Annotated in this window: 23 protein-coding genes and 2 pseudogenes; 15 read left to right on the top strand and 10 right to left on the bottom strand. The window is 63.3% G+C overall.

The genetic code is table 11. The features are described 5' to 3' along the window. Window positions 1-124: 124 nt before the first annotated feature. Genes BAY1663_RS04645 through arsC form a run of 3 tightly spaced genes read right to left on the bottom strand, consistent with a single transcriptional unit; the run spans window position 125 to window position 1,483 of the window. Window positions 125-535 (bottom strand): DUF2069 domain-containing protein, encoded by a 411-nt coding sequence (locus BAY1663_RS04645; RefSeq protein WP_037038281.1) that lies wholly within the window; start codon window positions 533-535, stop codon window positions 125-127. Next, complete coding sequence (gene wrbA / locus BAY1663_RS04650; protein WP_037038282.1) at window positions 528-1,133, bottom strand: NAD(P)H:quinone oxidoreductase; 606 nt, start codon at window positions 1,131-1,133, stop codon at window positions 528-530. Before wrbA ends, BAY1663_RS04645 begins: the two co-directional genes overlap by 8 nt. After that, window positions 1,130-1,483, bottom strand: a complete 354-nt coding sequence (gene arsC, locus BAY1663_RS04655) for an arsenate reductase (glutaredoxin) (protein ID WP_037038283.1) — start codon at window positions 1,481-1,483, stop codon at window positions 1,130-1,132. Before arsC ends, wrbA begins: the two co-directional genes overlap by 4 nt. A 156-nt stretch (window positions 1,484-1,639) precedes the next feature. Here arsC and BAY1663_RS04660 point away from each other — a divergent pair, with 156 nt between their 5' ends. Further along, window positions 1,640-2,872, top strand: coding sequence for a virulence factor BrkB family protein (locus tag BAY1663_RS04660; RefSeq protein ID WP_037038284.1), 1,233 nt, complete (start codon window positions 1,640-1,642; stop codon window positions 2,870-2,872). 140 nt (window positions 2,873-3,012) lie between these two features. Beyond that, window positions 3,013-3,207, top strand: a complete 195-nt coding sequence (locus BAY1663_RS04665) for a hypothetical protein (protein ID WP_037038285.1) — start codon at window positions 3,013-3,015, stop codon at window positions 3,205-3,207. 24 nt (window positions 3,208-3,231) lie between these two features. Here the strand turns inward: BAY1663_RS04665 and BAY1663_RS04670 are convergent, their stop codons facing one another. Further along, window positions 3,232-3,624, bottom strand: a complete 393-nt coding sequence (locus tag BAY1663_RS04670; protein WP_037038286.1) for a hypothetical protein — start codon at window positions 3,622-3,624, stop codon at window positions 3,232-3,234. A 231-nt stretch (window positions 3,625-3,855) separates the two neighbouring features. Here BAY1663_RS04670 and BAY1663_RS04675 point away from each other — a divergent pair, with 231 nt between their 5' ends. Continuing rightward, window positions 3,856-4,314 (top strand): TlpA disulfide reductase family protein, encoded by a 459-nt coding sequence (locus tag BAY1663_RS04675; RefSeq protein WP_037038287.1) that lies wholly within the window; start codon window positions 3,856-3,858, stop codon window positions 4,312-4,314. A 232-nt stretch (window positions 4,315-4,546) separates the two neighbouring features. On the opposite strand, the gene BAY1663_RS04680 is transcribed toward BAY1663_RS04675, so the two are convergent. The 4 genes and pseudogenes from BAY1663_RS04680 to BAY1663_RS04695 all read right to left on the bottom strand — a co-directional run bounded on the left by BAY1663_RS04680 (window position 4,547) and on the right by BAY1663_RS04695 (window position 9,228). Next, window positions 4,547-5,119 carry a lytic transglycosylase domain-containing protein gene (locus BAY1663_RS04680; RefSeq protein ID WP_037038289.1) on the bottom strand — a complete coding sequence of 191 codons (573 nt, stop codon included), beginning with the start codon at window positions 5,117-5,119 and terminating at the stop codon, window positions 4,547-4,549. A gap of 6 nt (window positions 5,120-5,125) precedes the next feature. Next, window positions 5,126-6,073 (bottom strand): hypothetical protein, encoded by a 948-nt coding sequence (locus tag BAY1663_RS04685; protein ID WP_037038290.1) that lies wholly within the window; start codon window positions 6,071-6,073, stop codon window positions 5,126-5,128. Window positions 6,074-6,082: 9 nt separating this feature from the next. Continuing rightward, window positions 6,083-7,797 (bottom strand): annotated as a pseudogene (locus tag BAY1663_RS04690) (proline--tRNA ligase). Window positions 7,798-7,959: 162 nt separating this feature from the next. Then, window positions 7,960-9,228, bottom strand: coding sequence for an OprD family porin (locus BAY1663_RS04695; protein WP_037038292.1), 1,269 nt, complete (start codon window positions 9,226-9,228; stop codon window positions 7,960-7,962). Between the two features lie 439 nt (window positions 9,229-9,667). Between BAY1663_RS04695 and BAY1663_RS04700 the strand changes: the two genes are divergently transcribed. Continuing rightward, window positions 9,668-10,090, top strand: coding sequence for an HIT domain-containing protein (locus BAY1663_RS04700; protein ID WP_037038293.1), 423 nt, complete (start codon window positions 9,668-9,670; stop codon window positions 10,088-10,090). A 2-nt stretch (window positions 10,091-10,092) separates the two neighbouring features. Further along, a complete protein-coding gene (locus BAY1663_RS04705; protein WP_037038294.1) occupies window positions 10,093-10,299 on the top strand; it encodes a SlyX family protein in 207 nt (68 codons plus the stop codon). Window positions 10,300-10,605: 306 nt separating this feature from the next. Here the strand turns inward: BAY1663_RS04705 and BAY1663_RS25705 are convergent, their stop codons facing one another. Together BAY1663_RS25705 and BAY1663_RS04715 are read right to left on the bottom strand one after the other, a co-directional pair. Then, a complete protein-coding gene (locus BAY1663_RS25705) occupies window positions 10,606-11,211 on the bottom strand; it encodes a cold shock domain-containing protein (RefSeq protein WP_037038295.1) in 606 nt (201 codons plus the stop codon). Window positions 11,212-11,488: 277 nt separating this feature from the next. Next, window positions 11,489-11,959 (bottom strand): Dps family protein, encoded by a 471-nt coding sequence (locus tag BAY1663_RS04715; protein ID WP_037038296.1) that lies wholly within the window; start codon window positions 11,957-11,959, stop codon window positions 11,489-11,491. A gap of 393 nt (window positions 11,960-12,352) precedes the next feature. Here BAY1663_RS04715 and aspS point away from each other — a divergent pair, with 393 nt between their 5' ends. The 10 genes and pseudogenes from aspS to tolB all read left to right on the top strand — a co-directional run bounded on the left by aspS (window position 12,353) and on the right by tolB (window position 21,473). Continuing rightward, entirely contained in the window at window positions 12,353-14,128 is a 1,776-nt protein-coding gene (gene aspS, locus BAY1663_RS04720; RefSeq protein WP_037038325.1) for an aspartate--tRNA ligase, read from the top strand. Between the two features lie 161 nt (window positions 14,129-14,289). Then, entirely contained in the window at window positions 14,290-15,039 is a 750-nt protein-coding gene (locus BAY1663_RS04725) for a YebC/PmpR family DNA-binding transcriptional regulator (protein ID WP_037038297.1), read from the top strand. 161 nt (window positions 15,040-15,200) lie between these two features. Continuing rightward, window positions 15,201-15,725, top strand: coding sequence for a crossover junction endodeoxyribonuclease RuvC (gene ruvC / locus BAY1663_RS04730; protein WP_037038299.1), 525 nt, complete (start codon window positions 15,201-15,203; stop codon window positions 15,723-15,725). A gap of 174 nt (window positions 15,726-15,899) precedes the next feature. Beyond that, on the top strand, window positions 15,900-16,505 hold the full coding sequence (gene ruvA / locus BAY1663_RS04735) for a Holliday junction branch migration protein RuvA (protein ID WP_037038301.1): 606 nt from the start codon (window positions 15,900-15,902) through the stop codon (window positions 16,503-16,505). Between the two features lie 3 nt (window positions 16,506-16,508). Next, complete coding sequence (gene ruvB / locus BAY1663_RS04740; protein WP_037038303.1) at window positions 16,509-17,561, top strand: Holliday junction branch migration DNA helicase RuvB; 1,053 nt, start codon at window positions 16,509-16,511, stop codon at window positions 17,559-17,561. Between the two features lie 51 nt (window positions 17,562-17,612). Further along, a complete protein-coding gene (gene ybgC / locus BAY1663_RS04745; RefSeq protein ID WP_037038304.1) occupies window positions 17,613-18,056 on the top strand; it encodes a tol-pal system-associated acyl-CoA thioesterase in 444 nt (147 codons plus the stop codon). A gap of 2 nt (window positions 18,057-18,058) precedes the next feature. Continuing rightward, window positions 18,059-18,751 (top strand): protein TolQ, encoded by a 693-nt coding sequence (gene tolQ / locus BAY1663_RS04750; RefSeq protein WP_037038305.1) that lies wholly within the window; start codon window positions 18,059-18,061, stop codon window positions 18,749-18,751. 11 nt (window positions 18,752-18,762) lie between these two features. After that, the gene (tolR, locus tag BAY1663_RS04755) at window positions 18,763-19,203 is read left to right on the top strand and encodes a protein TolR (RefSeq protein ID WP_037038306.1); all 441 of its coding nucleotides are present in this window, start codon (window positions 18,763-18,765) and stop codon (window positions 19,201-19,203) included. Further along, a complete protein-coding gene (tolA, locus tag BAY1663_RS04760; protein WP_037038307.1) occupies window positions 19,203-20,177 on the top strand; it encodes a cell envelope integrity protein TolA in 975 nt (324 codons plus the stop codon). The genes tolR and tolA overlap by 1 nt, the downstream gene beginning before the upstream one ends. Then, a pseudogene (tolB, locus tag BAY1663_RS04765) lies at window positions 20,174-21,473 on the top strand (Tol-Pal system beta propeller repeat protein TolB). The gene tolA and the pseudogene tolB overlap by 4 nt, the downstream one beginning before the upstream one ends. The last annotated feature ends 43 nt before the right edge of the window (window positions 21,474-21,516 follow it).

Raw genomic sequence — 21,516 nt, forward strand, 5'->3', positions numbered from 1 at the left:
GCGGATCTCGCAGCGCCTTGTGCGGTTTTCGTAGCAGGCGCCGAGTCATGCCCGCGAGAGGCTTTCGCATCGGCGGCATTCGCGAGCATGGCCCGCGCCTACGGTGTGCGGGATCTGGCGTGTTTCAGCTTTCCCCCGCGGCCTTGCGTTCGTACTGATAACCCCAGCGGGTGTAGAGCAGGGCGGCGATGAACAGCGTCAGGCTGATCGCGGCTTGCAGCCAGCCATAGAGCATGCGCGCCGGGTCGATGGCGGCCAGTACGCCCTGGATGAAGTACAGGTTGACGATGAAGCAGGTCCAGGCATGCGCGCGCGGGCTGCCGGCGATGATGCCGGGGGCGACCAGCAGCAGCGGGACCAGCTGGATGCTGAGTACCACCCAGGTACGGGCGCCGTGCAGGTCGGCGAACATCAGGTTCCAGACGACCAGCAATGTGGCCAGGCCGAGAAAGCTGGCAAGGCCGATCACGCGACTGAGTTTGAGCCGGGGCTTGAGCCAGTCCAGGGAGGGCAGCGGTTTCGGCTTCTTAGCCACGGGGAGCCTCCAGGCGCAGGGCGGTTTGCGCCAGCCGCTGGCCAAGGGCTCGGCAGAGGGCGATTTCATGTTGATCGAGCAGGCGCTTGCCGTCTGCCCCGGCGTGATGGCTGGCGCCGTAGGGCGTGCCGCCGCCCCGGGTTTCCAGCAGGGCGTTTTCGCTGTAGGGCAGGCCAAGCACCAGCATGCCGTGATGCATCAGCGGCAGGAGCATCGACAGCAGGGTGCTTTCCTGGCCGCCGTGCAGGCTGGCGGTTGAGGTGAACACGCAGGCGGGTTTGCCCACCAGTTCGCCGGTGAGCCAGAGATTGCTGGTGCCGTCGAGAAAGTATTTCAGTGGGGCTGCCATGTTGCCGAAGCGCGTCGGGCTGCCGAGGGCCAGGCCGGCGCAGTTCTTCAGGTCGTCGAGGGTCGCATACGGCGCACCGGAGTCGGGAATCGCCGGGGCTACCGCCTCGCATTCCGTGGAAACCGCCGGGACCGTGCGCAGGCGTGCTTCCAGGCCGGTCAGCTCCACGCCCCGGGCAATCTGCCGGGCCATTTCCGCGGTGGCGCCGTTCCGGCTGTAGTACAGCACTAGAATGTAAGCGCCGCTCACGGCAGGATCTCCAGCACTTTTTCCGGCGGTCGGCCGACGATCGCCTTGTCGCCGGCGATCAGGATAGGGCGTTCGATCAGGCGCGGGTGCTCGGCCATGGCGTCGATGATCTGTTCGTCGCTGATGGCGGGATCGGCCAGGCCGAGGCTTTGGTACTCATCCTCGCCGGTGCGCAATAACTGCCTCGGTGCGAGGCCGAGCTTGTCCAGCAGGGCCTTGAGCTCGGCTGCGCTGGGCGGGGTTTCCAGATAGCGCACGATCTCGGGTTTCAGGCCGCGGGCCTCCAGGAGTTCCAGGGCGCCGCGCGATTTGGAACAGCGTGGGTTGTGATACAGGATGAGTTCGGTCATTGATAGTTGCGTCTCGCCGGTTGAGGTGGCCATTCTAACCACCTTCGGGGTGCCGACCGAAATGCGGCGTCCCGGTTGGCCGGAAGGAGCCATGCCCACCCGTTTGGGCCATATGACGGAGACCGCTTATCGGCCCCGTTCGTTTAAGGAGAACGGATGCAGCAGCGCATCGACAACATGCTGGAATTCGCCCGCTTCCTGGTCAGGCGCTTCCTGACCGATCAGGGGCCGCACAGCGCGGCGGCGCTGACCTATACCACGCTGTTCGCCGTGGTGCCGATGATGACCGTGACCTTCGCCATGCTGTCGGCAATTCCTGCATTCAAGGGCGTCGGCGAGCAGATCCAGTTCTACATCTTCAACAATTTCATCCCTTCCACCGGGGCGACCATCCAGGAATACCTGGTGGCCTTCACCAGCCAGGCGCGTCAGTTGACCTGGTTCGGCGTCGGTTTCCTGATGGCGACGGCACTGATGATGCTGCTGACCATCGAAAAGGCCTTCAACACCATCTGGCGGGTGCGCCAGCCGCGCAGAGGCGTGTCCAGCTTCCTGCTGTACTGGGCGATTCTCAGCCTGGGCCCGCTGTTGCTGGGAGCCGGGTTCGCCACCAGTACCTACATCGCTTCGCTGTCGCTGATTTCCGGCCCCAATGCGGTGATCGGTGTGGGCGCGGTCATCAAGATGATGCCGCTGCTGCTCAGCGTGGCGGCATTCACCCTGATCTACGCCGCAGTGCCGAACACCCGCGTACCGTTGCGCCATGCCTTGGTGGGCGGCGTGTTCACCGCGGTGCTGTTCGAGGCGGCGAAGCAGTTGTTCGGCCTGTACGTCAGCTTCTTTCCCAGCTACCAGCTGATCTATGGTGCCTTCGCCGCGGTGCCGTTGTTCCTGTTGTGGATCTATCTGTCGTGGATGATCGTGCTGTTCGGCGCCGAGCTGGTCTGCGGAATGTCGTCATCGCAGCAGTGGCGCCGCCGCCCCCTGCCGCGACTGCTGGTCATGCTGATGCTGCTGCGCAATCTGCATCAACGCCAGCAGGAGGGGCGCGAGCTTCGTCTGCATGATCTGCACAAGGCGGGACTGCGCCTGCCGGAGGACGAGTGGGATGAGATCCTCGAGTTCTTCGAGCGCGAGCAACTGGTCTGCCGTACGGGGGCGGGGGGCTGGGTGCTCTGTCGCGATCTCGCGCATTACAGCCTGGACCAGTTGCTGCGCAGCAATCCCTGGCCGCTCTCGGCGCGTGTGCAACTGCCCGATCAGCTCGACGAGCCGTGGTATCCGACGCTGCGTCGTTCGCTTGAGTTGCTGCAGAAGGAGCAAGCCAACCTGTTCGGTGGCAGCCTGGGCGACTGGCTGCAGGTGAACGGTGACAAAAATGGTCAGTAAGGGAGTGAATGTGTAGGCTTTTTGAGGCACTTTGCTATTACTGGCCGCGCGCCAAGCCGGTATGACGGGGTGCCGACCGGGTTTGCAGCGTATGGCACGCTTCTGGCTATGTCAGCCTTGCGACTGGAAAGGACAGCGTGATGAACGGTAAGCGCAGCACCATTGTTTATTTGCACCAGCGGGCGCCTGATGCCGCGCTCGCATCGTTGAACCGCCTCACTGGCCTGTGTTTCACGCAATGGCCCGAATCGCTTGTGCAACGGGCAGGAACGCCGGATACGCAGCAGCCCATCGAGGACGAGCCGCTGCCGAAGGCGAAAGGGATGAATAGCTGAGAGGTGTTCCGAGCGGATCGCCGCCTAGGCCTGGGCCGTTTTCCTGTCGGCTGCAACGGGCTCGACCGGATGCACGAACAGTTCATCCACGTTGATCGCCGTCACCGCAGCAGCGGGGCGCAGATGGACCTGCAGGTCTTCGATCTTGTGCCTGACCAGCAACCGGGCGACTCCCGAAAGCAGGATCTTGCCGGCAGCGTCGGTTCGTCCGTGATCTACCGCGGCTTCGCGCCGCTGCTGACCATCGCGGTACTTGACCACTAGCGATACCGATAGCCCCCCATGGCCTTGCACTTGCAGCCAGCTGGCGACGTTGAACTCCGCTACGCGGCCTTCGTACGAGGTCAGGGCGATGGTGGCTTGCTCGACAATGCGCGAGGGGACGGTACCGATCAGTTTGTCATGGAGTTTGGGCATGGCTTCGCTACTGGCTATCGGTGGTGGTGCCGAATTATAGGCAGTGCCGTTCCGGCAAAACTGTGCGCTTGAGCGCCGCGGTACGTGACCGGACTCGCAGATCGATGAAAATGCGCCGGTTCCTTGGCAGCTTTCCATGTCTGCGACGGAATGCGATGAAGCTCCGCGCCTGTGCCATGAACCTGGGGAAGCGGTATGCTGCCGCATCTGTGCCCGTGGGGACCCATGACTATGACCAAACCGTTCGCTGCGTTGCTCGCTCTGCTCGCCTGCCTGTTGCTGGCCGGCTGCGAGGAGGATTGGGGCGTCGACCAGCATGGGCGTGCCGTTACCGGCACTCAGCTCGAGGGGCGCTGGCTGCTGATCAATTATTGGGCCGAGTGGTGCGCCCCCTGTCGTAGCGAGATTCCGGAGCTCAACGCGTTGGCCGAGACGCAGCCGGATATCGAGGTGCTTGGCGTCAACTTCGACGAACTGCGCGGCGAGGAGCTGGCCCAGGCCGCCGAGGCGCTGGGGATTCGTTTCCGCGTGCTCAGCGACGATCCGGCCGAGCGCCTGCAGCTTCCGCGCAGCGCCGTATTGCCGGTGACCTATCTGGTGGACGGGGACGGTCAGGTGCGCGAGCGCCTGGTGGGCGAACAGACCGCCGAGGGTATTGCCGGGCACCTGGCGAGGCTGAAAGGAGGCTAGCCCTCGCTACTTCGTGCGCTGGGGCTGGCCCCAACCCAACTCCCAACCCAACTACGGTTGCGATGGTGCGTAGGTTGGGTTGAGGCACGTAGTGCCGAAGCCCAACGTTGCAGATGAGGTGTATGCCGACGTGGTGGCCGATACGCCGCTCGTTGGGCTTCGCTGCGCTCAACCCAACCTACGATTGTGCGATTGTGCGATGGTTCATAGGTTGCGGCTTCGGCGCACGCGCTTACGGCCTGACGTACCAGAAATCCTGCCAGAAGCCGATCACCTTCGCCGGGTAGCGATTCTTGCCCAGGCTGCCGTTGTAGCGCGCCAGCGCCCGGTTGATGTCGCCGTTTTCCTTTCTCAGGTAGTAGCTGAGGATGGTGCAGCCGTAGCGCAGGTTGGTGGCGTTGTCGGTGAGGTTGTCCTGCGGGCGGCCCAGTTCCGCTTTCCAGAAGGGCATCACCTGCATCATCCCCTGAGCCCCGACGCTGGAAATGGCGAAGCGGTCGAAATGGCTCTCGGCATGAATCAGCGCCAGTATCAGTTCGGGCTTCAGGCCGGCTCTGCTCGCCTCGCCATGAACCAGCCTGAGCAGTGTCAGGCGTTCCTCCGCACTGGATAGATAGGGTTCGAGCCGACCGGACATGTCGACCAGCCAGACTTCGGCATCGAAGCGATTCTGAAAGCTGTCCGCCTCGGCCACGGTACGTTGCAGCAGCTCGCGTAGCTCGGGTTCCGGGGCTTGGCGGATGCTGGCTGCCGTGGGAAGCGCGACGGCCAGCAGCACTGGCAGCAGGAAATCGCGCACCCTCATCGGGCTTCAGTTCCCGCGGTCGGCGCCCGGGGTGGCACCGTCGAGCAGGCTGCGCAGGAACTGCTGCTGCAGCTCCGGGTCGTTGCGAGTCAGCTCGATCAGGCTTTGCTCGAGTTCGCTGGCTTCTTCCTCCAGGCCCAGCTCGGACAGGCGCTTGACCCGATGCACCCATTGCGCCACGTCGTCGCCCTCGAGGTCGTCGAAGATCAGCTCATGTGCCTCCTGCAGCTTGCCGCGCAGCTTGTGGCTGACCAGCAGGGCCGCGTCGGCCCGGGTGCCATCCTGCTGATCCTCGACGCTCAGCAGCAGCTTGCCCACCTGGGTGATGTCCTGGTCGGCGAAGGTCCCATCGAGTAGGTTCAGGCGCAGCACGCCGTTGCGGTCAGTGGCGAGTTCGTGGGTATTCGGACCGGCGACGACGGTGACCGGGCGTTCGGCCCATGGCAGGCTGGAGTATTCGAGTCTCGCATCCCGGCGCTGCTCGTCGAGGCTGGCAAGGTTTTGCTGGGAGCGGCCGTTGGATTCGACATTCATGAACGGGTTGATGCCGGCGAAGCCGTAGCTGATCCAGTCGCGCGTGGCGCTCTCCGGTATGTTGCCGAGCATCACCACGTTGAGCACGTTGGCGCCGATGCCGGCGACCACCGCGACCACGCCCAGGGGGATTTCATACAGCTCGCGCCAGGGCTGGTAGGGGGTGTAGCGATCATAGCGACGGGTGACCTCGAAATCGGTGACTTCGAAGGTCTTCTGTTCCTGAACCCGAATGCGGCGCTGGGGCAGTTCCAGTACCTGCGGCTCACCGAGCTCGATGCGCAGGCTGTGGTCGAGCAACGTACGTTCGGTGCGCGCCTCGTATTCGCTGCGTTGCGGCAGGTGGTTGGCGCAGCCGCCAAGGAGAAGCGCCGCGCAAAGCGCGGCGCCGGTTGAAGCGACTACATGTCGGTTGAGCATGATTTCCGGTCAGCGATGAACACGCGAATTGATGAAGGGCAGAATGTCGGCAGCGGCGACGGCCTGTGGCTGGGCGTCTCGACGGTGCTTGTACTCCAGGGTGCCGTCGGCCAGCCCGCGATCGCTGATGACGATGCGGTGCGGAATGCCGATCAGCTCCATGTCGGCGAATTTGACGCCCGGACTGGTCTTCTTGTCACGGTCGTCGAGCAGGACTTCATAGCCGGCTGCGATGAGCTCGGCATACAGCTTGTCGGTCGCCTCGCGAACCGCTTCGGTCTCGTACTTCATCGGGACCAGCGCGATCTGGAAGGGCGCCAGGCGTCCGGCCAGAGAATGCCGCGTTCGTCGTAGTTCTGCTCGATGGCGGCGGCGACCACGCGGGACACGCCGATGCCGTAGCAGCCCATGATCAGCGTCACCGGCTTGCCGTTCTCGCCCATCACCTGGCAGTTCATGGCTTCGCTGTACTTGGTGCCGAGCTGGAAGATGTGCCCGACTTCGATGCCGCGCTTGATCACCAGGCTGCCCTGGCCGTCCGGGCTCGGGTCGCCGGCGACGACGTTGCGCAGATCGGCGACCTGCGGCAACGGCAGGTCGCGCTCCCAGTTCAGGCCGAAATAGTGCTTGTCGTCGATGTTGGCGCCGGCGCCGAAATCGCTCATCAGGGCGACCGAGCGATCGATGACGCAGGGAATCGGCAGGTTCAGCGGCCCCAGCGAGCCGGGACCCGCGCCGATCGCGGCGCGAATTTGCGCATCGGAGGCGAATGCCAGCGGGCTGGCGACCTGTTCCAGGTTGGCGGCCTTGATCTCGTTCAGCTCATGGTCGCCACGCACGATCAGGGCAACCAGTTGGCCTTCCTCGACGCCCTGTACCACCAGCGTCTTGATGGTCTTCTCGATCGGCAGGCCGAACTGCTCGACCAGCTCGATGATGGTCTTGGCGTTCGGCGTGTCGACCAGGCGCAGCTCTTCGCTGGCGGCCGCACGCTCGCGCTCGCGCGGGATGGCCTCGGCCTTCTCGATGTTGGCGGCGTAGTCGGAGCTGTCGCTGAAGGCGATATCGTCTTCACCGGACTCGGCCAGCACGTGGAATTCATGGGAGCCGGTGCCGCCGATGGAGCCGGTGTCGGCCTGCACCGGGCGGAAGCCCAGGCCCAGGCGGGTGAAGATATTGCAGTACGCCGTGTGCATGCGGTCGTAGGTTTCCTGCAGCGACGCCTGGGAAAGGTGGAAGGAGTAGGCGTCCTTCATCAGGAATTCGCGCCCACGCATCAGGCCGAAGCGCGGACGGATCTCGTCGCGGAACTTGGTCTGGATCTGGTAGAAGTTGATCGGCAGCTGCTTGTAGCTGTTCAGCTCGTTGCGCGCCAGGTCGGTAATGACCTCTTCGTGGGTCGGGCCGACACAGAATTCGCGATCATGGCGGTCCTTCAGGCGCAGCAGCTCGGGGCCGTACTGCTCCCAGCGGCCGGACTCCTGCCACAGTTCGGCCGGCTGAATGGCCGGCATCAATACTTCCAGGGCGCCGGCCTTGTTCATCTCCTCGCGGACGATGGCCTCGGCCTTGCGCAGGGCGCGCAGCCCCATCGGCATCCAGGTATACAGACCGGAAGCCAGCTTGCGAATCATCCCGGCACGCAGCATCAACTGGTGACTGATGACCACTGCATCGGATGGAGTTTCTTTGAGGGTCGAGAGCAGGAACTGACTGGTGCGCATGTGGCCGTTATGTCCTTGCAGAGGCTGGAATTTGGCTCGGCATTGTACGGCGCGCGGGGTGCGGCGTACAGGATGCGGGAAGGCGCTTGACAGGATGGTGAAACGAAAGAGCCCGGCTTGCGCCGGGCTCTGTCCTTGCATCGATACGTCTGGGCGCCTGGGTTACAGGATGCTCAGCGGGTATTCGACGAACAGGCGCCATTCGTCAATATCCGGCACGTATCCATTGATTTCTGTACTGGTGCGTAGGATGGAGTTGCGTGCGCGAAGCTTCAGATCCTTCGCGGGCCCACTTTGGACGGTGTAGGAAACCTGGTTAAAGATCTCACGCTCGGTACCCTCTCCGGTACCACCGTAGAACTCGGCGTCAATATTGTCCCCGCGTACATAGGCGGTTTTCCAAGCAAGTCCTGGTACGCCATAGTCGCTGAAGTCCAGCTCGTAGCTGGCCTGCCAGGAGCGCTCATCTTTCCCATTGAAGTCAGACAAGTAGGAGTTCGCTACCCAGATTGCGCTGCCGCCGTCACCAAAGTCGTACAGATAACCAGTGTCGCCGGAGACGCGCTGGTGGGCCAGGATAAAGGCATGCGCGCCAATGGTGTATTTGGCTGATAGGCTCCAGATGGTGTTGTCGTCGACAGCGGCGCCGTCAGCTCCTTGGAAGCGCTGGTCGATGTCGTCGGTTTTGTAGTAGTTGAAGTCGAAGGCTAGCGACTGGCTTTCGGACAGCGGCATCACATAATTGACGTTCGCGTATTTCTTGTCGTACGTGTCCTCCACGTCAGAGAAGTAAAGCGAAGCACTCAATCCTTCGGTGAATTGATAGGTGCCGCCGAATACGTCAATGCTTTTCAAAGCTGCATCGTCATGACTGGACGATGCCATAGAGCTTTCTGCGGTGAAGCGGCCAGCGTTCAGTTCCAAGCCGTCGATTTCTTTGCTGGTAATGAGAGTGCCGGTGAAGGATTGGGGCAGCAGGCGCGAATCGTCATAGGCGAGCACCGGCATCATCGGCATTTGGTCGCCGTACTTCACGATAGTGTTAGAAAACTGTGCCTTGATAGCGGCGCCGGCCTGGCCGACGTCACGCTCGGGATGGCCGTCGGACTCGAACTCGAACATCTGATCAAAGTTGTGGCCACGACCACCGTCCAGTCGAACACCCAGCAAACCGAATGCATCTACCCCGACGCCAATGACGCCTTGCGTGAATCCGGACTCAAAGGTTGCGATGAAGCCTTGGCCCCATGGCTTGGCGTCGTTAATTCCTCCTTCACGGAAGTCCCTGCTCCAATATGTGTTGCGCAGCAGCAGGTCAAGATTTGCATCCTCGACGAAGCCCTTGGCTTCCGATTGCTGGCTGGCGAATGCCATTTGGGAGGTGCCCGCCGCTACGGCCAGGGCGATTACGCTCCACTTCATCACTTTCATTGGTGATTGCTCCTTTGGTTTTAAACGGTGCTTACTCTTTCGGCTCGTGAGCGAAAAAGATGCAACTTCTTGGGTTCCGATCAGGCTTTTATCAGATAGAGAGCTGTGCTCAGCATAAAGCCACTCAGAGAATGTACTGTTTAGCTCTAGTCGTGCGCTAGAGCAAGCAGCGCTTTATCTGCTGTGGCGTTTTGAAGCCGTGTTCGCGAAGAACTCAGCAAGAAACGTACTCAAATTGAAAATAGCGGTTTTTGCGGGTTTCCCCAGGATTTTGATCGGGCGAGCGCACTTGAATGGGGCTTGTGATCGGCTCTGCTGCGCTGTATTGGTGCGGCTGCCGGGTGGGTTCTTGTCGCGCCGCAGGCATGGGGTATCCTTTCGTGATCGGGGCAGCGCAGCCTGCGCTGCTCGTATTTTCGTTGTCGAACGGGAGAGCCCTATGTTCGTTCTCGATTCACGCCTGGAGCAGGATACCTTGCCGCTGGGTGACTTTCCGCTCTGCCGGTTGCTGTTGATGAATGATGCGCAGTACCCCTGGTTCATCTTGGTGCCGCGGCGTGAGGAGGTCAGCGAGTTGTTTCAGCTCGATGCCGCGGATCAACAGGCCCTGTGGCGGGAAACCACCTCGCTTGCCGAGACGCTGAAGGACACCTTCGGTGCGGACAAGATGAACATCGCGACGCTCGGCAATGTAGTCGGGCAGTTGCATATGCATGTCATCGCCAGGCGTCGGAGCGATGCGGCATGGCCGGCGCCGGTCTGGGGCCGGCAGCCGGCAAAGCCTTATAGCGCCGAGCAAGTGGCGGCCATTCGGGAAAAGCTCAGGCTGGTACTGACCGATCACTTCCGTTTTGGAGAATGACTATGGATCTGGAGTCGCGTGTGGCCGATCTGGAGGCTCGTCTGGCGTTTCAGGACGATACGATCCAGACCTTGAACGACGTATTGGTTGACCAGCAGCGGGTCATCGAGCGCATGCAGTTGCAGATGGGCGCATTGGCCAGGCGCCAGGAGGAAATGCAGAGCACGCTGGATGCGGGCGAGGATGAGGCGCCGCCGCCGCATTATTGAGTGGCGGGGTCAAGAACTTGGACGGCGGGGTTGCGAACGCACAGGCCTTGCCGGAAGTGCCTGGCTAACAGCCACTGTTCGAGCGGTCGGCGCTCTCGGGTAGGTGGCGCTGAGCGCAGCGAAGCCCAACAGGCACGGGTTTGGCGTGTTGGGCTTCGTCGCTTCGCTCCTCAACCCAACCTACGCCCGACCCAACCTACGGCGCCGATGTAACAGGCAAATGCGGCTTGGCCTTTCGTAGGGTTCGCAATGCGCAGCGCCAGGCCTCGGCGCTGCGTGCTGTGCGTGGTGCGTCCTGCGGGCTGATCAGCGGCCAGGCTGCACGGGGATGACGTCCTCGGCCTGCAATCCCTTGTCGCGCATCATGATGGTGAATTCCACGCGCTGGCCTTCGACCAGTACGCGGTGCCCCTCGCCGCGAATGGCGCGAAAGTGTACGAACACATCGTCGCCGCTATCTCGCGAGATGAAACCGAATCCTTTCGAGGTGTTGAACCATTTCACCGTGCCGGTCTCGCGACCGACGCTGGGCGGTGTGCTTGCGCGGGTCCGCGCCGCGGGTTGCCCGCCGCTGACCTGGATCGTGGCCAGGTGCAGCAGTACCGCGACGAAGACGAGCAGCAGGCTGGCCAGGGTGGCTGGTTGGCCGGCGATTTCCGGCAGCGGGGCGAGCAGGACGGCAGCCTGGAGTACGACTGCGAGTACCAGTAGCAAAGACACCGCGACGATTACCGGGCGGGTGCGGGCGTCAGCCAGCTGGGCGGAAGGGATGAACTGGGCATTCAGCAAACCGAGCATCAGCAGGCACAGGGCTTCGGGTTGTAGCAGCAGCGGCAGGCCGCCGCGCAGACTGGGTACAAATGACAACAGCAGGGCGATGGCGCCCGCCAGGACATGGACAATCTTAAGCATTCTTATAGGGCTCACGGTTGATAACACGACAGGAAAAGCGGCAGTTGCCGGAGCCTCGTGGTGGAGGGCTCGCCAGGCAGGAGCGAACACTGTCTGGCGAATCGCTGGCCCGGGCTGCAGCGCGGCGTATTTAACAGCAAAGGGCAGGGCTGCTCAAATCAACGGCTGTGGCTGAAGGTGCCTTGGCGGCCGGGGCGGGAGCGGTTCGTCGCGGGGTGGTGTTGGTTGCAGGCAGGGCGGGGCGCTCGAGCGCGCCCCGTCCGTCTTGCTCGACTACTCAGGCGGCCAGCAGGCTGCGCAGCATCCAGGCGGTTTTTTCGTGGCTTTGCATGCGCTGGGTCAGCAGGTCTGCGGTCGGCTCGTCGCTGGTCTTGTCCAGCAGCGGGAAGATACCGCGGGCGGTGCGCACGACGGCTTCCTGGCCTTCGACCAGCAGCTTGATCATTTCTTCGGCGGCAGGAACGCCTTCCTCTTCCTTGATCGAGGACAGGCGGGCATAGGCGGAGTAGGTGCCCGGCGCCGGGAAGCCCAGGGCGCGGATGCGCTCGGCGATGTCGTCCACCGCCACCGCCAGTTCGGTGTACTGCGTCTCGAACATGGTGTGCAGGGTGTTGAACATCGGGCCGGTGACGTTCCAATGGAAGTTGTGGGTCTTCAGGTACAGGGTGTAGGTATCGGCGAGCAGGCGGGACAGGCCTTCGGCGATGGCTGCACGGTCCTGTTCGGCGATACCGATGTTGATTTCCATGATTCTCTCTCCTGATGGCTGGTGCGTAGGTCTGTTTCGCCGTGGGCGAAACGTCAACAGACCCGTTAGTTATGCCAGAAAAACGCCCCGCGTTGTGAAGCGATGCGGCCTCTGGGCTTGATATTCGTCAATAGGGAGGCATGGCCTCGGGCAGAGTTCAATCATCGGCCCACGGCCAATCGCCTGATCGGCCGGGTCGACGGCTGCGCCGTGACGATTATGCGGATATAATCCCGCCCTTGTGCCCGGTGGCTCGACAGTCATGCTGCAGAGTCCGGCGGCATGGCGGGCAGCGACTGAATGCCCCGCGCGCGCAGGCACGGCCATGGTGCCGTCTGCCTGTCGCGGCTCGAGCGCCCCAACGAATTCAAGATACGAGAAGCGAACACCACCATGATGCGCAGCCACTATTGCGGCCAACTGAACGAAAGCCTGGACGGCCAGGAAATCACTCTTTGCGGCTGGGTCCATCGCCGTCGTGACCACGGCGGGGTGATCTTCCTCGATGTACGCGATCGTGAAGGCCTGGCCCAGGTGGTCTTCGACCCGGATCGCGCCGAGACCTTCGCCGCTGCCGACCGCGTGCGCAGCGAATACGTGATCAAGGTGACCGGCAAGGTGCGCCTGCGTCCCGCCGGTGCGGTCAACCCGAACATGGCGTCTGGCGCCATCGAGGTGCTGGGCTACGAACTGGAAGTGTTGAACGATGCGGAAACCCCGCCGTTCCCGCTCAACGAATACAGCGATGTGGGTGAGGAAACCCGCCTGCGCTATCGCTTCATCGACCTGCGCCGCCCGGAGATGGCCGAGAAGCTCAAGCTGCGCTCGCGCATCACCGCCAGCATCCGCCGCTACCTGGACGAGAACGGCTTCCTCGACGTGGAAACGCCGATCCTCGGCCGCCCGACTCCCGAAGGTGCGCGTGATTACCTGGTGCCCAGCCGCACCCATGCCGGCAACTTCTTCGCCCTGCCGCAATCGCCGCAACTGTTCAAGCAGCTGCTGATGGTGGCCGGCTTCGACCGCTACTACCAGATCGCCAAGTGTTTCCGCGACGAAGACCTGCGCGCCGATCGCCAGCCGGAATTCACCCAGATCGACATCGAGACCAGCTTCCTCGACGAGGCGGACATCATCGGTATCACCGAAGGCATGATCCGCAAGTTGTTCAAGGAAGTGCTGGGCCTGGAATTCGGCGAGTTTCCGCACATGCCGTTCGAAGAGGCCATGCGCCGCTACGGCTCGGACAAGCCGGACCTGCGTATCCCGCTGGAACTGGTTGACGTTGCCGACCAGCTGAATGCGGTCGAATTCAAGGTCTTCAGCGGTCCGGCCAACGATCCGAAGGGCCGCGTCGCCGCCCTGCGCGTACCGGGCGCGGCGAGCATGCCGCGCAGCCAGATCGACGACTACACCAAGTTCGTCGGCATCTACGGCGCCAAGGGGCTGGCCTACATCAAGGTCAACGAGCGCGCCAAGGGAATCGAGGGCCTGCAGTCGCCGATCGTCAAGTTCATCCCCGAGGACAACCTCAACGTGATCCTCGATCGCGTCGGTGCGGTGGACGGCGACATCGTGTTCTTCGGTGCCGACAAGGCGAAGATCGTTTCCGAGGCGCTGGGCGCGCTGCGTATCAAGCTCGGCCATGACCTCAAGCTGCTGACCTGCGACTGGGCGCCGCTGTGGGTGGTCGACTTCCCGATGTTCGAAGAGAATGACGACGGCTCGCTGAGCGCGCTGCACCACCCGTTCACCGCGCCCAAGTGCACGCCGCAGGAGCTGGAGGCCAATCCGGCGGCCGCGCTGTCGCGTGCCTACGACATGGTGCTCAACGGTACCGAACTGGGCGGCGGTTCGATCCGTATCCACCGCAAGGAGATGCAGCAGGCGGTGTTCCGCATCCTCGGCATCGACGAGGCGGAGCAGGAGGAGAAGTTCGGCTTCCTCCTCGATGCGCTGAAGTTCGGCGCGCCGCCGCACGGTGGCCTGGCCTTCGGCCTGGATCGCCTGGTGATGCTGATGACCGGCGCGCAGTCGATCCGCGAAGTGATTGCCTTCCCGAAAACCCAGAGCGCCGCGGACGTGATGACCCAGGCGCCGGGTGCGGTGGACAACAAGGCATTGCGCGAGCTGCACATCCGTCTGCGCGAGCAGCCCAAGGCGGAGTAAGCGCTATCCGGAGCCCGGTTCGGCCGGGCTCCTTCGCCTCGCGGCGCTGCTGCGTCGGGGCGAAACATGGCGATACCCGGGGTTGGGGCGCTGCCTCGGCCATGGTCGCAGGAGTTGCGGCCGGGTATCGGTCTTCGATCAGATAAGAAGTGGAGTGAGTTATGGCTGGTCATTCCAAATGGGCCAATATCAAGCACCGCAAGGAGCGCCAGGATGCCAAGCGGGGCAAGATTTTCACCAAGTTGATCCGCGAACTGACCGTGGCCGCCAAGCATGGCGGCGGCATTCCGGCGGACAACCCGCGTCTGCGCCTGGCCGTGGACAAGGCGCTGACCGCCAACATGACCCGTGACACCATCGACCGCGCCATCGCCCGCGGTGCCGGTTCCAGCGATGCCGACAACATGGTCGAGCTGAGCTACGAGGGCTACGCCCCCAGCGGCGTGGCGATCATCGTCGAGGCCATGACCGACAACCGCAACCGTACCGCCGCCGAAGTGCGCCATGCCTTCAGCAAGCATGGCGGCAACCTCGGTACCGATGGTTCGGTGGCCTACATGTTCGACCGCAAGGGGCAGATCAGCTATGCCCCGGGCGTCGACGAGGATGCGTTGATGGAGGCTGCGCTGGAGGCGGGAGCCGACGATGTGGTCAGCCAGGACGACGGTTCGGTCGAGATCTATACCAGCTTCGCCGATTTCCTCGCGGTCAACGAGGCGCTGACCGAAGCGGGGTTCAAGGGCGACGAGGCCGAGGTGGCGATGGTCCCGTCGATCGCGGCACCGATCACCGATGTCGAGACGGCACAGAAGGTGCTGCGCCTGATCGATGCGCTGGAAGATCTGGACGACGTGCAGAACGTCTACCACAACGCCGAGATTTCCGACGAGATCATGCAGCAACTGGGCTGAGCCGTCGGATGTTGAAAAGACCGGGAGCCGCCTGTGCGCTTCCGGTTTTTTTATGGCGCCGAATGGGTCGCTCATGGCGCATCATGTGACGGCGCCGGTGGCGTTGCGGGTGGCGCCTCCGTATACTCGCTCACTGGATAAATAGACAGCACGGCCACGGCATGACGCTGATTTTGGGAATCGACCCCGGCTCGCGGATCACCGGCTATGGCGTGGTGCGCGATACCGGCCGCGGTTGCGAGTACGTCGCCTCCGGCTGCATTCGCACCGGCAGCGGCGAATTGGCCGAGCGGCTGCAGGCGGTGTTCTGCGGCGTCAGTGAAGTGATTCGGAGCTACGGCCCGGTGACCATGGGTATCGAGCAGGTGTTCATGGCGCGCAACGCCGATTCGGCGCTCAAGCTCGGCCAGGCGCGAGGCGCCGCCATCGTCGCCGGTGCCGAGGCGGGCCTGCAGATCGCCGAGTACACCGCCACCCAAGTCAAGCAGGCCATCGCCGGCACGGGCGGCGCGGACAAGCAGCAGGTGCAGATGATGGTCATGCACCTGCTCAAGCTGGTGCAGAAACCGCAGATCGACGCCTCCGATGCCCTGGCCATCGCCCTGTGCCATGCGCATCACCGGCAGAGCCTGATCCCTCATGGGCTGGTCGGCGCCAAGCGGCGCGGCGGGCGTCTGCGGCTGTAGTCGTCATCGTCCGCCATGGGCCGCACGTTGGACGCGGGATCACATGTAGGCGCGGGCCATGCCCGCGATTCGCGCGCATGGCGCGCTCCTACGAAGTAATCTCTGCCTTCCGAAGGCGGAAACAATTCGATTGGCCGGGAGCAGGGGCTTCGCGGTCGTGGAGGAAGCGGGACTGTGATCGGACGTTTGCGTGGCACCCTGGCGGAGAAGCAGCCGCCGCACCTGATCCTCGATGTGAACGGCGTCGGCTACGAAGTCGAGGTGCCGATGACGACGCTCTATCGTCTGCCCGTCGCAGGCGAGCCGGTGACCCTGCATACCCATCTGGTGGTGCGCGAGGATGCACAGCTGCTCTATGGCTTCTTCGAGAAGCGCGAGCGCGAACTGTTTCGCGAGTTGATCCGCCTCAACGGGGTGGGGCCGAAGCTGGCGCTGGCGCTGATGTCCGGGCTCGAAGTGGACGAGCTGGTGCGCTGCGTACAAGCCCAGGACACCTCGGTGCTGGTCAAGATCCCGGGCGTCGGCAAGAAGACCGCCGAGCGCCTGCTGGTCGAACTCAAGGACCGCTTCAAGGCCTGGGAAAGCATGCCGGCCATTGCCACCTTCGTCGTGGAACCCAACAGCAAAACGGCAGTCTCAAGCGCCGAGAACGATGCGGTCAGCGCGCTGATCTCCCTGGGCTTCAAGCCGCAGGAGGCCAGCCGCGCGGTATCCGCCATACAGGAAGACGGTTTGAGCAGTGAAGAATTGATCCGCCGAGCCCTCAAGGGCATGGTGTAAGGCATGATCGAAGCCGATCGTCTTGTCACCGCCAGCAGTCGCGACCGCGACGAACAGCTGGACCGTGCCATCCGCCCGCTGAAGCTGGCCGACTACATCGGCCAGCCGGTCGTGCGCGAGCAGATGGACCTGTTCATTCGCGCCGCCAAGGGCCGCGGCGAGGCGCTCGACCACACCCTGATCTTCGGCCCGCCCGGGCTCGGCAAGACCACCCTGGCGAACATCATCGCCGAGGAAATGGGGGTGTCGATCAAGAGCACCTCGGGGCCGGTGCTCGAGCGTCCGGGCGATCTCGCCGCCTTGCTGACCAATCTCGAGGCCGGCGACGTGCTGTTCGTCGACGAGATCCATCGCCTCTCGCCGATCGTCGAGGAAGTGCTGTATCCGGCGATGGAGGACTTCCAGCTGGACATCATGATCGGCGAGGGGCCGGCGGCGCGCTCGATCAAGCTCGACCTGCCGCCGTTCACCCTGGTCGGGGCGACCACCCGCGCCGGCATGCTGACCAACCCGCTGCGCGACCGTTTCGGCATCGTCCAGCGCCTGGAGTTCTACTCCACCGAGGACCTGGCGAGCATCGTCAGCCGCTCCGCCGGCATCCTCGGGCTGCCCACCGAGCCCGAGGGCGCCTTCGAGATCGCGCGGCGTGCGCGCGGCACGCCGCGGATCGCCAACCGCCTGCTGCGGCGGGTGCGGGATTTCGCCGAAGTGCGTGGCAAGGGCGAGATCACCCGGCAGATCGCCGACCTGGCCTTGAACATGCTGGACGTCGATGAGCGTGGCTTCGATCATCAGGATCGTCGTCTGCTGCTGACGCTGATCGAGAAGTTCGATGGCGGTCCGGTGGGCGTCGACAGCCTGGCGGCGGCGATCAGCGAGGAGCGACATACCATCGAGGACGTGCTCGAGCCCTACCTGATCCAGCAGGGCTACATCATGCGCACCCCGCGTGGGCGCGTGGTGACGCGGCATGCCTATCTGCACTTCGGTCTGAACCTGCCGAAGCGCATGAACGATGCCCCGATGCCGGACCTGTTCGGCGACGACATGGTTTGAAGAAAATTTTGTTCTCTTACCCGATTGGCATTTACAGGGCCGAGCACTAGTATGCGCGCGCAAGCCGGAGCTGAAATCTTCACCCACCGCTGTCGAGTCTATTACGAGGACACCGATGCGGGCGGCATTGTCTACTACGTCAACTACCTCAAATTCATGGAGCGAGCTCGTACCGAGCGGTTGCGCAGCCTGGGATTCGCCCAGTCGCAGCTGGCCGGCGAGGACTTGCTGTTCGTCGTGCATTCATGCCAGGCGCGCTACTTCGCGCCGGCGCGCCTGGACGACGAGTTGCTGGTGAGCGCCGAGGTGGTCGAGCTGAGTCGTGCCAGCCTGCGTTTTCGTCAGCAGGTTCGCCGCGCGGTGGATGACGTGTTGCTGTGTGAAGGGCAGGTGCTGGTGGCCTGCGTGCGTGCCGAAAGTTTGAAACCCCGAGCCATTCCCGAAGCGCTGCGCACAGCCTTCGCCGGCGCGGGTCTATCCCCTGCAGGAGAGTGAGCGTGGAAGCCAACGTCGACCATATGTCCATGTGGAGCCTGATCAGCAACGCCAGCTTCGTGGTGCAGCTGGTCATGCTGATCCTCGTCGCCGCATCGGTGACCTCGTGGATTCTGATTTTTCAGCGCGGCAACATGCTGCGCGCCGCGAAGCGGTCGCTGGATGCGTTCGAGGAGCGTTTCTGGTCGGGCATCGACCTGTCCAAGCTCTATCGCCAGGCTGGCAGCAATCCGGACCCGGATTCGGGGGGCGAGCAGATCTTCCGCGCCGGGTTCAAGGAGTTCTCCCGCCTGCGGCAACAGGCGGGCGTCGATCCCGATGCGGTGATGGATGGCGTCAACCGTGCCATGCGCGTGGCCATCTCGCGCGAGGAGGAGAAGCTCGAGCAGAGCCTGCCGTTCCTCGCCACCGTCGGTTCCACCAGTCCCTACATCGGCCTGTTCGGCACCGTCTGGGGGATCATGAACTCCTTCCGCGGGCTGGCCCAGGTCCAGCAGGCGACCCTGGCGACCGTCGCCCCCGGTATCGCCGAGGCCCTGATCGCTACCGCGATCGGCCTGTTCGCCGCGATTCCCGCGGTCATCGCCTATAACCGCTTCGCAGCGCGTGGCGAGATGCTCATCGGTCGCTACTACACCTTCGCCGACGAGTTCCAGGCCATCCTTCATCGCAAAGTCCACACCACCGAAGACTGAGGCCCACGGCCATGGCCAGAATCCGCAACAGACGCAAGCCCGTCGCCGAGATGAACGTGGTGCCCTACATCGACGTGATGCTGGTGCTGCTGGTGATCTTCATGGTGACGGCGCCGATGCTCAACCAGGGCGTCAAGGTCGACCTGCCCAAGGTCAGCAGCGAGGTCCTGCCGCAGGACAACGACAAGCAGGTGCTGACCATCTCCATCAAGGCCGACAAGACCTACTACTGGAACGTCGGCAGCGAAGTGGATACCGAGAGCAAGGGTAACGAAGCCGTCGCGCTGGAAGACATGACCCGGGCGGTGGTGGCGATCATGCGCCAGCGGCCGGATACCCAGGTGTTCATCCGCGGCGACAAGGCCGTGGACTATGGCTCGGTCATGGCGGCCATGGGCGGCCTGCAGAGCGCCGGCGTGGGCAACGTCGGCCTGATCACCGAGGCCCCTTGATGCAGCAGCGTGAGTCGTCGCCTTCGCAGAGCTACTTCTGGCCGACCGTGCTGGCGGTCGGCCTGCACGTCATCATCTTCGGCATGCTCTTCGTCAGCTTCGCCATGACGCCCGAGCTGCCGCCGTCCAAGCCGATCGTGCAGGCTACGCTGTATCAGTTGAAGTCGCAGAGCCAGGCGACCACGCAGACCAACCAGAAGATCGCCGGCGAGGCCAAGAAGACCGCCGCCAAGCAGTTCGAAACCGAACAGATGGAGCAGCGCAAGCAGGAGCAGGAGAAGCAGGCGGCGGCCAGGGCTGCGGAACAAAAGAAAGCCGAGGAGGCTCGAAAGGCCGAAGCGGCGAAAGCGGCGGCCGAAAAGGCGGCTGCGGCGAAGAAGGCTGAAGAGGCCAAGAAGGTCGAACAGCAGAAGCAGGCCGAAATCGCCAAGAAGAAAGCTGCAGAAGAGGCGGCCAAGAAGAAGGCGGCCGAAGAGGCCAAGCGCAAAGCGGCGGAGGAAGCCAAGAAGAAAGCGGCGGCGGAGGCTGCGAAGAAAAAGGCGGCCGAAGAGGCGAAGAAGAAGGCCGCTGCCGAAGCGGCGCGCAAGGCGGCGGAAGACAAGAAGGCCCAGGCGCTCGCCGAACTGCTGTCCGACACCACCGAGCGCCAGCAAGCGATGGCCGACACCCAGGGCGACCAGGTGGCCGGCAACTTCGACGACCTGATCCGCCTGCGTGCGGCAGAGGGCTGGACCCGGCCGCCATCGGCGCGCAACAACATGACGGTTCAGCTCCAGGTCAACATGCTTCCGGATGGCACCATCACCAACGTCAGCGTCTCGAGATCGAGCGGTGACGTGCCATTCGACAACTCTGCGGTAGCCGCAGTGAAGAACATCGGACGGCTGACGGAAATGCAGGGGCTCAGTCCCCAGGAATTCCAGCCCTATCGGTCATTCAAAATGACATTTACGCCTGAGGACCTAGCGTTGTGATCAACTCCCTTCGAGGTTTACTTGTCCTGCTCTGCTGCCTGCTGGGAACGGCTGTGGCACAGGAGAAAAACATCGTCGTCACCAGCGGCGCCGACCGGGCCATCCCCATCGCCGTGGTGCCCTTCGGCTGGCAGGGCGGCACCGTGCTGCCCGAGGACATGGCCGAGATCGTCGGCAATGACCTGCGCAACTCCGGCATCTTCCAGCCGATACCGCGGCAGAACATGATCAGCATGCCGACCCGCGGCAGCGAGATCATCTACCGCGACTGGAAGGCCTTGGGCGCTCAGTACGTGATGGTGGGCAACATCGAGCCGGCCGGTGGCCGCCTGCAGGTGCGCTACGAGGTGTTCAACGTCGCCACCGAGCAGCAGGTCATGAGCGGCACCGTCGGCGGCAGCCAGGACCAGCTGCGCGACATGGCGCACTACGCGGCGGACCAGTCGTTCGAGAAGCTCACCGGCATCAAGGGGCGTTTCCACTCGCCTGCTGTACGTCACCGCCGAACGTCTGGGCGGCACGAATACCCGCTATACCCTGCAGCGTTCCGATTACGACGGTGCCCGCGCGGTGACCCTGTTGCAGTCGCGCGAGCCGATTCTCTCGCCGCGCTATTCGCCGGATGGCCGCCGTATCGCCTATGTCTCGTTCGAGCAGAAGCGCCCACGTATCTTCATCCAGCACATCGACACCGGCCGGCGTGAGCAGATCACCAATTTCGAGGGGCTGAACGGTGCGCCGGCATTCTCGCCGGACGGCAATCGCCTAGCCTTCGTGCTGTCCAAGGACGGCAATCCGGAGGTCTACGTGATGGATCTCGGCTCGCGGCAGATGCAGCGCCTGACCAATCACTACGCCATCGACACCGAACCCTTCTGGGGCGCCGACGGTCAGACCATCTATTACACTTCCGACCGGGCCGGCAAGCCGCAGGTCTACAAGCAGCGGCTGGGCAGCAATGCGGCGGAGCGTGTGACCTTCGTCGGCAACTACAATGCCAACCCGAAGCTGTCGGCCGATGAAAAGACGCTGGTGATGATCCATCGCCAGGATGGCTACACCAATTTCAAGGTTGCCGCGCAGGACCTGCAGCGCGGCAACCTGCGGATACTTTCGGATACCAGTCTGGATGAGTCGCCCACTGTCGCGCCTAATGGCACCATGCTAATCTACGCCACCCGCCAGCAGGGCCGGGGAGTCTTGATGCTCGTGTCCATCAACGGACGCGTTAGGCTCCCGCTTCCTACAGCTCAAGGCGAAGTCCGAGAGCCGTCCTGGTCCCCTTACCTGAACTGATGCGGTATCAACGCTTTTTTAACCAAAACACACCTGGGGTTGT

The organism is Pseudomonas sp. BAY1663 (assembly GCF_000582595.1).
In the GTDB taxonomy this organism is placed as follows: Bacteria; Pseudomonadota; Gammaproteobacteria; order Pseudomonadales; family Pseudomonadaceae; genus Stutzerimonas; species Stutzerimonas stutzeri_AF.

What these genes read in the sequence shown, in the direction of transcription:
- arsC (WP_037038283.1), bottom strand. Translation starts at nt 1,483, where the DNA reads ATGACCGAACTCATCCTGTATCACAACCCACGCTGTTCCAAATCGCGC.
- BAY1663_RS04660 (WP_037038284.1), top strand. Translation starts at nt 1,640, where the DNA reads ATGCAGCAGCGCATCGACAACATGCTGGAATTCGCCCGCTTCCTGGTC.
- BAY1663_RS04665 (WP_037038285.1), top strand. Translation starts at nt 3,013, where the DNA reads ATGAACGGTAAGCGCAGCACCATTGTTTATTTGCACCAGCGGGCGCCT.
- BAY1663_RS04670 (WP_037038286.1), bottom strand. Translation starts at nt 3,624, where the DNA reads ATGCCCAAACTCCATGACAAACTGATCGGTACCGTCCCCTCGCGCATT.
- BAY1663_RS04675 (WP_037038287.1), top strand. Translation starts at nt 3,856, where the DNA reads ATGACCAAACCGTTCGCTGCGTTGCTCGCTCTGCTCGCCTGCCTGTTG.
- BAY1663_RS04680 (WP_037038289.1), bottom strand. Translation starts at nt 5,119, where the DNA reads ATGAGGGTGCGCGATTTCCTGCTGCCAGTGCTGCTGGCCGTCGCGCTT.
- BAY1663_RS04685 (WP_037038290.1), bottom strand. Translation starts at nt 6,073, where the DNA reads ATGCTCAACCGACATGTAGTCGCTTCAACCGGCGCCGCGCTTTGCGCG.
- BAY1663_RS04695 (WP_037038292.1), bottom strand. Translation starts at nt 9,228, where the DNA reads ATGAAAGTGATGAAGTGGAGCGTAATCGCCCTGGCCGTAGCGGCGGGC.
- BAY1663_RS04700 (WP_037038293.1), top strand. Translation starts at nt 9,668, where the DNA reads ATGTTCGTTCTCGATTCACGCCTGGAGCAGGATACCTTGCCGCTGGGT.
- BAY1663_RS04705 (WP_037038294.1), top strand. Translation starts at nt 10,093, where the DNA reads ATGGATCTGGAGTCGCGTGTGGCCGATCTGGAGGCTCGTCTGGCGTTT.
- BAY1663_RS25705 (WP_037038295.1), bottom strand. Translation starts at nt 11,211, where the DNA reads ATGCTTAAGATTGTCCATGTCCTGGCGGGCGCCATCGCCCTGCTGTTG.
- BAY1663_RS04715 (WP_037038296.1), bottom strand. Translation starts at nt 11,959, where the DNA reads ATGGAAATCAACATCGGTATCGCCGAACAGGACCGTGCAGCCATCGCC.
- aspS (WP_037038325.1), top strand. Translation starts at nt 12,353, where the DNA reads ATGATGCGCAGCCACTATTGCGGCCAACTGAACGAAAGCCTGGACGGC.
- BAY1663_RS04725 (WP_037038297.1), top strand. Translation starts at nt 14,290, where the DNA reads ATGGCTGGTCATTCCAAATGGGCCAATATCAAGCACCGCAAGGAGCGC.
- ruvC (WP_037038299.1), top strand. Translation starts at nt 15,201, where the DNA reads ATGACGCTGATTTTGGGAATCGACCCCGGCTCGCGGATCACCGGCTAT.
- ruvB (WP_037038303.1), top strand. Translation starts at nt 16,509, where the DNA reads ATGATCGAAGCCGATCGTCTTGTCACCGCCAGCAGTCGCGACCGCGAC.
- ybgC (WP_037038304.1), top strand. Translation starts at nt 17,613, where the DNA reads ATGCGCGCGCAAGCCGGAGCTGAAATCTTCACCCACCGCTGTCGAGTC.
- tolR (WP_037038306.1), top strand. Translation starts at nt 18,763, where the DNA reads ATGGCCAGAATCCGCAACAGACGCAAGCCCGTCGCCGAGATGAACGTG.
- tolA (WP_037038307.1), top strand. Translation starts at nt 19,203, where the DNA reads ATGCAGCAGCGTGAGTCGTCGCCTTCGCAGAGCTACTTCTGGCCGACC.